Raw genomic sequence first — 12,537 nt, 5'->3', positions numbered from 1 at the left:
GTTACTGATTTTTATTGGGAATGATTGATGATGAATCGGACATATCAAAGTATATTCACTTTTATCCTCTTATTCGGATTGGGATTATTGTCTAGTTGGTGTCTTCCTGTCTGGTCACAACAAGCAACCCAAACCGAGATTGCTCTGGAACTGGTACAAGAAGGTCAACGTTACTACCAAGCGGGACAATTTGACCAGGCGGCTGAGCGCTGGCAGCAAGCTGCTGATACTTATGAGCAAGCGGGTGAAAAGGAGGGGAGGACAAAAAGCCTGATTAATAAAGCGCAAGCGCTGCAAGATTTAGGATTGGTTCCGAAAGCCTGTCAAACTTTACTGGAAGCGTTAGGGGCTGATCATTCCGATTGCTCTCCAGAAAATATTAATCAACTAATAGAAACACAGTCCTCGCAACAAGATGCTCTCGCTCCGTTTCATGCCATTGGCTTACGGAGTCTAGGCGATGTCCTCCGACGACAGGGACTTTTAGAGCAATCTCAGTCCGCTTTAGAGTTGAGTCTTGCTGTGGCAGAAGGCTCCCCCGAAGCCAGTGCCACTTGGCTGAGTTTGGGCAATACGAAACAAGACTTAGGGAACCGAATGCGCGATCGCTGGGACTATGAAGAAATTACAGCAATCATCGATCAAAAATCTTTAGACACTGCTTTAGAAATTTACCAGCCCGCTTTTGATAATTATCGGCAAGCGGCAACCCTGGGGTCTTCCCCTCCCCTACCGCCCATGCAAGCTCAACTGAATCATTTTCAGTTATTGCTCGATGTAGAACAATGGTGGATCACTCAGACCAATCAGCGCATTGCTTCTTGGTCTCGACAAGGGGAAGCTCAGTTAATTAAGCGAGCAGAAGAGTTTTTATCGGCTTTGGAGTTGGACCTCAGTCAAGATCAAACCGCTTTATCCGCTCAAATTGAGTCTAACTTGACCAACCTTCCCCCAAGTCATGGGGCGACCTTTGCCCGCATCAACTTTGCCCATAGCCTTATGGAACTTGAAAAAACCGACAACAAAGTTGAACGTTTGTTGAAAATGGCACGACAACAAGCAAAAACATTAAAAGATCAGCAATCGGAAAGTTATGCTTTGGGTTATCTCGCTCAGCTGTATAACAAGCAAGGTCAATTGAATCAGGCGACTAACTTGACGCGGCAAGCGCTAATGTTAGCTCAAGAACAGAACGTTAACGGCGATGCGCGAGAGATGACTTATCTCTGGCAATCCCAGTTGGGTGAATTACTCAAACAAAAAGGAGATCCCAAAGCCGCGATCGCGGCTTATGCCGCTGCCTTCAATACACTCCAATCTCTCCGGAATGATTTAAATGCGAATGCTAGTGTTGTTCAATTTGACTTTTTGCAGGAGGTTAAACCGGTTTACCTTGAACTGGCAGATTTACTTTTAAAGTTAGACATCAATGAGGAAGAACTCAATGCTCTAGTTTTGTCCAATCCCAATACTGCTACTGAAAAATCTGCAACAAAGATGCCTAAAAGTCGTTTAGCTTTGGCAAGAAGGGTGATGGAATCTCTACAGCTGGCAGAATTGGATAATTTCTTTCAAGATCCCTGTTCTCAAGAAGCTGATGTGGCAGTAGAAGTAGATGATATTGACCCCCAATCTGCTGTTATTTATCCTTTTGTTTTATCGGATCGCTTGGAACTAATCATTTCTCTGCCCGGACAACCCCTACACCAAGCAGCAATTCCCATCGGCGAAACAGAAGTTAACCAGACGCTCGATCAGCTTTATGATGCTTTAGATAATCTCACAGCTAACAACTCTGCTCGTAATATTCTTTCTACCTCTAACCCGAATCCTCAAGAGTTAAAAGAAAATTTGGAGAAGACGCTCCCTCTCTTGTCAAAAATTTATGGTTGGTTCATCCAACCTTTCCAAGCAGAACTAGAAGCCCAGGAAATTAAACACTTAGTCTTTGTGCTGAATGGCAAATTGCAGAGAATTCCTATGGCAGCACTCTATGATGGCGAAAAATATCTGATCGAAGAATATGGGATTAGTCTTGTTCCCAGCCTGCAACTGATCGATCCTCAGCAATTAAAACAGGAACAGATTAAAGTTCTTGCAGCTGGAGTTAGCCAGGAACTGCAGGTGGATGACAAAATTTTTCCGGCTTTAGAAAATGTTCCCCAAGAATTAGCAGAGATTCAGGAAGCGTTCCCAGCCTCAGAAAAGTTTCTCAATGAAGAGTTTACGCCAGCAACAATTAAAACTGAACTGCAAGGCAATTTCCCTGTGGTTCACCTAGCGACTCATGGTCTATTCAGTTCCAATCCCGAAAAGAATTTTATCCTGACTGGGGATGGCAACAAGATCGGGCTTGAGGAGTTGAGCCAATTACTCAAAGCAGGAGCAACAAGCGAGTTGGATTTGCTCGTTTTGAGTGCCTGTGAAACTGCTACAGGTGATGAAAGAGCTGTTTTGGGGCTAGCGGGAATGGCAGTCCGTTCTGGGGCTCGCAGTACATTGGCCACTCTCTGGCCCGTAGAAGATGATTCTGCTGCCCAGGTCATGGGACAATTTTACCAACATTTAAAACAGGGAAAGTCAAAATTAGATGCTTTCAGAACCGCTCAACTAGAGTTGATCGAGTCTTTTAAGGCTAATCCTCCTTTTGAGGAACTGAAGTCGCTTCCTCCTCATCCTTATTACTGGGCACCTTACGTTTTAGTCGGAGATTGGCAATAGGAGGGAGCCAACTCCCCTGGAATGATGGATGGATTTCGCACCGGAAAACGTAGTGCTATCGTTCAAATAATCACTCAACAATAGGGTTATTCATTCCTGGTCAGGCAATTTTGGGTGATCTAATGGGGATTGCTGACAATCCTCTGTTTAGCCTCTGCTGCTGCTTGATAGTCTGGTTTAAGCTTGAGTGCCTCATCAAAAGCAGCGATTGCCTCTTGGTGTTGGGAAAGGTTAATGAGGCTTAAACCTTGATAGAACCAAATTTCAGCTTTTTGGGCAGCCGAGAGTTGTTGATTTTTTAGCATTTGCTGGAAGTTGGCAAGTGCTTCCTCAGAACGCTTGAGTTTTTGTAGTACGATTGCGCGATCGCGCTGAGCAGTGAAGTGATCTGGAGTATAGGTTAATGCTTGATCATAAGCTTGTAGCGCCTTTTCATATTCTTGCTTTTGCCAGAAGGCTTTACCTTGATGAGTAAAAGCGACAGATAGCTTGTGAATTTTTTCTTGTTCTCTGATATCTTGAGTTGATTTCAAAAGACGAATCGCTTTCTCAATCACTGCTAGGGCTTGATCATTTTCTTGGTTAGCCAGCAGAGCATCAGCTTTATTAATCTGGAAAAGCGGATTGTTAGTTTCGAGGGCAATCGCTTGGTTAAAAGCAGCGATCGCGTTGTCATATTGTTTCAAATTATAGAAAGCTTCTCCTTGGCAATTCCAGGCATAAACTGCTTGGTCTTCAATTACAGTTGCCGAAGTACATGATTCAAGCATTTTCTCGTATTCCCTAAGACCAGCAAAAGCATATCCTCGATTGGTCCATGCTTGATAGTAGTTAGCATTAGTCTTTAAGACCTCATTGTATTTGGTAACGGCTTCTTCATAATTTCCTTGAATATACAACTCATTGGCTTCGCGAAAGATTTGGGGATTGCGGCTTTGAGAGATCAATCGAAAACTGAGCACACTTGTACCGAGCAAAACCACTGCAAGGATTATCCATTTCCCTTTTTTCCTGCCTCGCTGGTTCGTGTTCTGGTCTCCTCCGGCAGCTGCTATCGATGAAATCGGTGGTTCTTCAACCACAGGAGGCGTTACCGACTGGTAGGAATGCCTGATTTTAAATAACTCTTCCTCTACCCATGAGGCATTAAAGACGGTTTGGTAAATCCGGTTAGCAATCTTTAACTGGCCTTCTTGTTTTGTGACTAATCCTAAATTAATTAACTCAGTTTCTTCCCAAGAATCCTCCGCAGCCAGTTTGACCTGTTGTAAGATTTGCTGATATCGTTTCAATAGATCAAAAGGGTCACACCGCTGGTTATTGAGCAAGCCATTGCGGATTTCCTTGAGGTGAGCACTAGCTGCCTGAGTTTCCCAATTTTTAATTAGATGAGTTTGTACCAACGCTTGAATCTGTTCCGGTTCTTGTCCGGCTGGAATGAATACTTGAGATTTCTGAAGGATTTGGCTCAGCTTTTGCACAAGAAAGGGTTGATTCCCTGTCCATGAAAGTAACTCTGTCAGTGCCCTGTAGGGTAAACTTGCCTTTTCATCTAATTTCAGCAATTTCAGTCTGATTTTGCTGTAAGGATCTAAACGGGTGAGTTCGCTATCAATCCAAGAGGCATTTAAGAGGACTGGCTCACTTTGGCTGGCAATTTTTAATTTATTCTTATACTGAGCAACCAGACCTAATTTGACTAATTCGGCTTGCTCTTTAGTGTGATCAAACGCGACTTCTCCATGCAGCAAAATTTCTTGGTACAATCGCAATAGATGAATCCCATCGCAATTTTGATTGTTAAGGAGGCTCTCTCCTATCTTTGCTAAACCATGAAGTGACTCGTCGCTAGAAGTGGTCTGGAGAAAAGCATTTTGCTCCACATTAGAGGAGTATTCAGAATCGAAGTAATTCACACTTGGAATTGATCCCTTTCAAAGACTTCTTGCGTAATTATTTTACGTGAGATTATGCAATTTGAAACACTTATGATTCAGTATAAACTTCTAAAACAGCAATTGTCAATTTTCGTGATGGCAAATCCTTCTTAATTGTTAGCCAAAGGATTCAAAACTCCTACGTGATCAAGGAATTACGACAGGCTAGGAATTTTCTGAAATGCTTTCAATATCAAGATAAATAATGAGACAATAATCACCGATTAAAGTCATTATCGGGGAGTGCTCATTTTAACAGGCTTATCCATATTACTGTTTGATAGTAGTCTGACGATGGTAGTGCCAGTACTTTGGACGCGATCGAGCATTTGTCGTCAACTTGCCATTGGTTTGGGGTCGAGATAGGCAGCGGGTTCATCCAGTAACAGCAGGCGAGGACGAATAATCATGACATCCGTGATCGCAACGCGCTTTTTTTGCCCCAAACTCAAATAAAATACATACAAAATCCCATCGCTACCAAACAAAGTTAAATGCCCAATGACGGCAACTCGATCGCGCAACTCAATCGTTTCTTGGATTTCCCAAGGATGACTTAGGGCATATTGATCCAAAATCTGTTGTGCTTCTCACCAGGGCAAATCCTCACGCAATCAGATTTCTAAAGTTTGCGCGATCGTCGCTTGTGGGGGTACGGTGAGTGCTGCTTTCTTTTCCGTAGCCAACTTTTTGCTGAGTGCAAAAGTCTTGACAGTCTCTCAGTCAGAGCTATACACTAACTCGAATTAATTCGCGCCCTCATTACTGACAAAGGACGCGAACAAAATTGGTTAACTTAGCTTTTAACCCCTTTGAGGTAAGCTAACATTGTGTCGGCATCAGATACTTCAAAGGGATCAGTGGGGCAATTGTCTTGGAAGTCTGGCTCAATGAAAATCTTTTCAATTTTACCGTCATCAACAACCATGGAATAGCGCCAGGAACGCATGCCAAAACCAAGATTGTCTTTATCGACCAGCATTCCCATTTTACGCGTAAAATCTCCATTGCCATCAGGTAACATAAATACCTTTTGTACTCCCTGCTGTTTTGACCATTGGAACATAACGAAGGCGTCATTTACAGAGAGACAAATCACTTCGTCAATACCTTGAGCGCGAATTTCATCATACAGCTCTTCGTAGCGAGGTAAGTGAGTCGAGGAACAAGTCGGGGTAAACGCCCCAGGAAGAGCAAAGACAACCACTCTTCTCCCCCCAAAAATATCCTGGGTAGTTTGATTTTGCCAACGGAAAGGGTTATCTCCGCCAACTGATTCATCACGGACTCGTGTCCGGAAAACAACATCAGGAACCGTTTGTTGAACAGCGACACTCATGATTATTTCTCCTTCAAGATGCTAGTACTTAACGAGTGTTAATATATCGTGTTCAGAAGCCCGATTAAAGCAGTGTTAGCAAGAATCATCCTCTAGGAAGAGAAACTTTACATTTGTTCTCTAACCCAATGGCGAAACGCTTTCATGGTTCGATTCCGCCCTTGGGTTTTACACTGACTCAGAAATTTGGGAATCGCATTAATTAAATCAAATTGCGGAAAAATCCGACTCTTAACAGAGCTTTGATAAGTTCCTTCTTGTAAAAGGCAAATGGATAACTGATCTTGTTTGAACTGCCATAATTCTGGCACCCCTAAAGCAGCATAAATTTCAGGATAACTTCGCGATGTTACCTCAATTTCTAATGCTAAATCGGGAGGTGGATCTAGGTTTAAATCGATTCGTTTTTTACCTCGAATTGCTGCTTCCTGCTGAATATAAAAGCAATTATCCGGTTCAATGCCTTGCTGCATTCCTTCATTTTTGAAGGTTGTTGAACCGAGAGGACAAAATTCAATATCGAGTTCTTCTAACAGAATTTCTACAAAATTAGTAATGTAATTTTTATTAATTTCGTGTTCCGGTAAGGGAGTCACAATTTCTAAAATCCCTCGGTTGTAAGCAATGCGAGAAGACCTTTTTTCTCCCCATTCCTTTAAAATTGCTTCTAAAGTGATCCAGTTAATATCTGTCAGTACAACTTTCCCGCCAGGAGAGACTGTCATTTGATTCATCTGCAGTTGTACCATTGTTTTTCTAGAGTTGATTACGAAACAAGGAGATGAGGCGAGAGGGTCATTAAACCCCGACTCCTCAACGTCTCTCTTCCTTTCATCTAACAATTACACCTGACTTAAGGCAGCTTCTAAACGAGGTTGATCGAGTCCTTTTTGGTTGAGTAATAACCAAGACTCCATCAAATCATGTCCTTTCACCTCTCCGGTTAAAGCAGCGCGGAGAGACTTCATCACTAATCCTTTTTTGACGCCGTGTTCTTTAGTCACTTGTTTAACGAGTTGTTTGGCGTCTTCTTCGGTCAGTTGCTCGTGCGGTTTCATGCCCTCGCAAATGCTTGTAATCACTGCTTTCGCACCATCTTGTTGCATTTGCGCTTGGGCATCTGCGTTGAGTTCAACCTTGTCTTGGAAGAAGACTTGGGTTTGTTCAACCGCATCAGTGAGACGGGTTAAACTAGGACCAATCAATGCAGTGACTTGTTCTAACCAGGGACGATTATTTTCTAGGTCAACCTGATATCCCGCTTCTTCCCAGAAGGGAACTAACATTTCTAGCAGCCGACTCGGTTCCATTGTATGGATATACTGGCTGTTAATCCAGTCCAGTTTTGACCAGTCAAATTTGGCAGCGGCTTTACTGACGCGATCAAGCGTAAAAGTTTTAGCGGCTTCTTCTAAGGTGAACAGTTCGGTTGTGGAATCAGGAGGTGTCCAACCGAGAAGGGTCATATAATTGGCCATGGCTTCGGGAACAAAGCCCATTTTATAGAAATCGGAAATGGCAGTGACATTATCTCGTTTTGAGAGTTTTTGTCCCCTTTCGTTGAGAATTAGCGGGGTATGGGCAAATTGTGGAACTGTTCCGCCCAAGGCTTCGTAGAGTAAAATTTGCTTAGCGGTATTGGCAATATGGTCTTCGCCACGAATGACATGACTAATGTTCATATCTATGTCATCAACCACTACCGCCAAGTTATACAGGGGTTGTCCTAAATCTTCGCGACTACTGGCGCGGGCTATGACCATATCACCGCCGAGATCGCTTCCTTTCCAAGTTAGCAATCCTCGAATGTGGTCAGTCCACGTAATTTCGCGAGGATCGTCAATTTTGAAGCGAATCACCGGTTTTCTCCCTTCTGCTTCAAAAGCTTTTTCTTGTTCCGGGGTCAGGTTACGGTGACGGTTATCGTAACGGGGGGCTTGATTGCGCGCTTTTTGCGCTTCTCGGAGTTCGTTGAGTTCTTCTTCTGTGGTGTAGCAACGATAGGCGTAGCCTTTGTCAAGGAGAGTTTGAACGGCTTGCTTGTAGAGGTCGAGCCGTTCCGATTGAAAATAGGGACCTTCATCCCAGTGTAGTCCTAACCAAGCTAGCCCATCTTTAATATTTTGCGTAAATTCCGGGCGCGATCGCGCTTGGTCAGTGTCTTCAATCCGAATAATAAAGGTTCCCCCTTCATGACGGGCAAATAGCCAGTTAAAGACCGCCGTGCGGGCGGTACCAAGGTGTAAATTACCAGTGGGACTTGGTGCAATGCGCACTCTTACTGTCACAGCTTTTCCTCGTTCCTTTTTCCTACAAGTTTGAGTCTTTACTTAATGGGGTGTAATCCTGATTTGGTCAGGCATTAACAGCATTTCATCTATTCTATCAGACCCATTGCGTTCCCGTAGGGTCAAGAATATGGAAGCTAAAAACTCAGTATTAACGTTTCCTTTTTCACTTTAATCTTTTACGCCTTGTGCATGTAATTATGCTGTAGTGCTCTTCTTGCCCTTGAGTTACAGTAGGGCTTAATTATTTCAATACCTAAGGATTTGCTCCATATCTTAAAATCAGACAAGAGTTAATTTCTTAAGAATAATGATCGCGCTGGCCAAGATTGCGTTGATCGAAAACTTTGTATGGTCAAACTCCCGACGCCTGATAAAGATCAACCTGATGCCCTAACTTCTCCTCCCAGTAGTCAAAAACTGGGGACATTTGGTGGCGTTTATACGCCTTCCATTCTTACGATTTTAGGGGTCATTATGTACCTCCGCTTTGGTTGGGTCGTTGGCAATGTCGGCTTATTAGGAACTTTAATTATTGTCACCCTTTCCACCTCAATTACATTTCTTACGGCTTTATCCATTTCCGCGATCGCGACGGATCGAGTGGTTCGGGGGGGTGGTGCTTATTACATGATTAGTCGTTCCCTGGGCATTGAAAGTGGCGGTGCAGTAGGGATTCCCCTTTATTTTGCCCAAGCTTTATCCGTTGCCCTGTATACGTTGGGGTTTGCGGAAAGTGTCGTGGATGTATTTCCCCAGTTCAATCAACTGTATGTGGCATTAGTGGTAACAGTACTGGTGGCAGTGGTGGCATTAGTCTCAGCAGATGCTGCCATTAAAGTCCAGTACATTATCATGGGCGCGATCGCGCTGTCTCTCCTCTCTTTCTTTTTCGGTCAACCCTTAGAACCCACCGAAATTGAGCTTTGGGGGGCATCAGATCGACTCTCAGAACCCTTCTGGCAGGTGTTTGCGGTGTTCTTCCCGGCGGTGACCGGCATTATGGCAGGGGTGAATATGTCGGGAGATTTAAAAAACCCGACCAAAGCGATTCCCATTGGCACCTTAGCTGCCGTGGGAACCGGATATGTCATTTATCTGGTGCTGCCCATTATCATGGCAATGCGAGCGGATGCACGAACCCTTTTAGCTGAACCGCTGATTATGAAAGAGATGTCTTTGTGGGGTCCTGCGATTCTGTTAGGAGTATGGGGGGCAACCCTCAGCAGTGCCTTAGGCAGTATTTTGGGGGCACCAAGAATTTTACAAGCCCTGGCCAGAGATCACGTCTTACCGCGTTGGCTACGGTTTTTAGGCAAAGGGAGTAAAGCCCATGATGAACCCAGAGTGGGAACTGCTGTGACATTGGCAGTGGTCATTGCAACGGTTTGCATTGGCGATTTAAATTTAATTGCACCCGTGCTAACGATGTTTTTTCTCACCACTTACCTGGTTTTAAACGTTTCGGCAGCCATTGAAGCGTTTTTACAGAGTCCCTCTTTTCGACCCCAATTTCGAGTGCATTGGATTTGGTCTCTGCTGGGAGCCATTGGCTGTCTAGTGGTCATGTTTTTAATCAACGCGATCGCGACGGTGGTGGCTGCTATCATTAGTCTCAGCATCTATTTTTGGCTACAACGCCGGGAACTGGAAGTCACTTGGGGCGATGTGCGTCGCGGCTTGTGGATGGCATTACTCCGCATTGGCATTTACCAACTGGATCAAACCTACCGCGAAGAAGATCCGAAAAACTGGCGCCCCCATATTCTTGTTTTATCCGGTGCCCCAACTAAACGCTGGTCGCTGATTGAATTGGCTGATGCGCTGACCCACAAACGAGGTTTAGTCACCGTTTCCACAGTCCTTAAAAATAGCTCTCGCGCCTCTCTCCAACAAGGACCAATGGAACGACGGATTCGCAACTATTTAGAAAAAAAGGGAATGCAAGCCCTTGTTCGTGTAATCACTGCTCATGATATCTTTACTGGCGCACAGCATTTAGTCGAAACTTATGGTTTGGGACCGGTTATTCCCAACACAGTTTTATTAGGTGATAGTGAATCCGTTGAACATCGCACGAATTACTGTCAGATGATTGCGCAAATCCACAAATCTAAGCGCAATTTAGTGATTTTCCGAGAAAATCACGACCGTAATTTTGGTAGACGCCGCCGCATTGATATCTGGTGGGGGGGAAGTATGCAAGCCAATGGGGGGTTGATGTTACTGTTAGCCTATTTACTGCGCAACGATATGCGTTGGCGAGAAGCCAAAATCTATATCAAATTAGTCGTGAATCATCAAACGGCTGTGCCACCGGCACGAAATAATTTGAACCAACTCATAACGGAATTGCGAATGAGTGCTACCCCGCAAGTCATTGTTGCTGATGGTCGTTCCTTCGAGCGGATTTTACGACAAACCTCTCGCAATGCTGACTTAATTTTCTTAGGGATGGCAACTCCTGATGAAAACTTTGTGCGTTACTACGAGGAACTTCAGCAAAAAGTAGCGGGATTACCTTCCACAGCATTTGTTTTAGCAGCTCCCAATTTTTCCTTTTCAGAAGTGTTTAATGATTCGGGAGTGACCAAAGCCTAAAGCAAATTCTAGAAACAATTGCCAAAAAAGACGCCATAGGGAGAGAGTTCGATCAGGGTTTCATACTCCCGTACTGGAAAATCAAGGGCATTGGCATTGACACAATCGCCAAACCCAGAGAGATTAAAATGCACCGGTTTTGGACTTAAATTAAACAAAATGACTAACGTTTGTTCTTGAGACTCCCGCTTGATGCCTAAGATGGGTTCTGGGGTTTCTAATAACACCATCTTCCCTTCTAAAAGAGCAGGTTGTTGTTTTCGCCACTGTAATAAACGGCGATATTTATTGAGCAGGGAATGAGGATTATGATCTTGTTGATCCACTGCGCGATCGAAATGGTCGTCTGGAATGGGTAGCCAAGGTTCATCAGCGTCGGTAAAGCCAGCATGAGGCGTATTTTTTTTCCAAGGCAGCGGCGTGCGAGAACCATCCCGTCCTTTAATATGAGGATAGCCAGCAATCCCAAAGGGATCTTGTAATTTTCCATAGGGAACATCGGCTTGGGTTAAGCCAAGTTCCTCTCCTTGATATAAACAACAACTGCCTTGTAATGAAATAAGAAGGGCAACAAATAAATGATCAAAGGCTTCCTGGGTAAAAACATCATCAATCAAGAAATTACGCCAGCGGGACTTGAGACGGGGAAAATCATGGGTTCCCCCAGTCCAACAAATGACTCCCTCTCCTACTTGTTCTTGCACTTGGGTAATGATTGCTCGTAAACGATGATCGGTCAGGAGTTCATCACTCATCAGCGAAGAATTGTATGCCATGTGCAGACGCTGCTTCCCTCTCACGTATTCACTAGAGGTAAGAATCGTATCTTCAGCTGAACTCACCTCTGCTAGGGTGGTTGTTCCGGGATATTCGTCCATTAAAGCGCGAATTTTTTCCAGAATCTTCAAAGTTTCCGGTTGACAGATGTTATAACGATTGATGTAATCAAAATAAGGATCGTTCGGATCGGCACCAGCCGGCCGTTCTTGCTCCCGAAGGGGATTATCCCGCAAGAGACGATCATGGGTAAAAAAGTTCACTACATCTAAGCGAAAACCATCTACGCCTAGTTCTAGCCAAAAGCGAGCGACCTCTAAAATGGCTTGGATGACTTCGGGGTTATACCAATTCAAGTCTGGTTGTGAGGCTAAAAAGTTGTGCAGATAATACTGTTGCCGTTGTTGGTCCCACGTCCAAGCACTGCCGCCAAATGTGGCTAACCAGTTGTTGGGGGGACTGTCATCAGGCTTGGGATCAGCCCAAACATACCAGTCTGCTTTTGGGTTATCGCGACTGGAACGACTTTCTGTAAACCAAGGATGTTGGTCGGAGGTGTGATTCCAAACTTGGTCAATCAGAACTTTTAAACTGTGGTAGTGGGCTTTGTCAAGTAAGGTTTGAAAGTCTTCTAGCGTGCCAAAAATGGGATCAACGGCACAGTAATCTGAAATATCATAGCCAAAGTCTTTCATCGGTGAGGGAAAAAAAGGCGAGATCCAAAGGGCATCCACATTCAAACTCACCAGATAGTCGAGTTTCTGATTGACATACTCCCCCACTATAGCGTCAGCTTAGTGGGGGATTCTGGGAAATCAGTTACCTGACCTCCTATCCACTCAAACAACGAAAGTTGTTTAGGGTTGCTAGGCTC

Annotated in this window: 8 protein-coding genes; 2 read left to right on the top strand and 6 right to left on the bottom strand. The window is 44.3% G+C overall.

The features are described from left to right. Positions 1 to 27: 27 nt before the first annotated feature. Positions 28 to 2,721: a CHAT domain-containing protein gene (locus GVY04_21160; GenBank protein NBD18540.1), complete on the top strand. Its 2,694-nt coding sequence runs from the start codon at positions 28 to 30 to the stop codon at positions 2,719 to 2,721. 119 nt (positions 2,722 to 2,840) lie between these two features. Here GVY04_21160 and GVY04_21155 read toward each other — a convergent pair whose 3' ends face one another. From GVY04_21155 to GVY04_21135, 5 genes are all read right to left on the bottom strand, one after another. After that, entirely contained in the window at positions 2,841 to 4,637 is a 1,797-nt protein-coding gene (locus GVY04_21155; GenBank protein NBD18539.1) for a tetratricopeptide repeat protein, read from the bottom strand. Between the two features lie 356 nt (positions 4,638 to 4,993). After that, the gene (locus tag GVY04_21150) at positions 4,994 to 5,236 is read right to left on the bottom strand and encodes an ATP-binding cassette domain-containing protein (GenBank protein ID NBD18538.1); all 243 of its coding nucleotides are present in this window, start codon (positions 5,234 to 5,236) and stop codon (positions 4,994 to 4,996) included. Positions 5,237 to 5,454: 218 nt separating this feature from the next. Further along, positions 5,455 to 5,997, bottom strand: coding sequence for a redoxin family protein (locus GVY04_21145; GenBank protein ID NBD18537.1), 543 nt, complete (start codon positions 5,995 to 5,997; stop codon positions 5,455 to 5,457). A gap of 107 nt (positions 5,998 to 6,104) precedes the next feature. After that, complete coding sequence (locus GVY04_21140; protein ID NBD18536.1) at positions 6,105 to 6,746, bottom strand: Uma2 family endonuclease; 642 nt, start codon at positions 6,744 to 6,746, stop codon at positions 6,105 to 6,107. Between the two features lie 93 nt (positions 6,747 to 6,839). Further along, on the bottom strand, positions 6,840 to 8,285 hold the full coding sequence (locus GVY04_21135) for a glutamate--tRNA ligase (protein NBD18535.1): 1,446 nt from the start codon (positions 8,283 to 8,285) through the stop codon (positions 6,840 to 6,842). 351 nt (positions 8,286 to 8,636) lie between these two features. Here GVY04_21135 and GVY04_21130 point away from each other — a divergent pair, with 351 nt between their 5' ends. Then, a complete protein-coding gene (locus GVY04_21130; GenBank protein NBD18534.1) occupies positions 8,637 to 10,886 on the top strand; it encodes a Na-K-Cl cotransporter in 2,250 nt (749 codons plus the stop codon). Positions 10,887 to 10,894: 8 nt separating this feature from the next. On the opposite strand, the gene GVY04_21125 is transcribed toward GVY04_21130, so the two are convergent. Beyond that, positions 10,895 to 12,448 carry an alpha-glucosidase gene (locus GVY04_21125; protein ID NBD18533.1) on the bottom strand — a complete coding sequence of 518 codons (1,554 nt, stop codon included), beginning with the start codon at positions 12,446 to 12,448 and terminating at the stop codon, positions 10,895 to 10,897. Positions 12,449 to 12,537: the final 89 nt, after the last annotated feature.

Source organism: Cyanobacteria bacterium GSL.Bin1, assembly GCA_009909085.1.
Classification (GTDB): Bacteria; Cyanobacteriota; Cyanobacteriia; order Cyanobacteriales; family Rubidibacteraceae; genus Halothece.
Note: the sequence above shows the minus strand (reverse complement) of the source record. Positions and strands in the feature narration are given on the sequence as shown.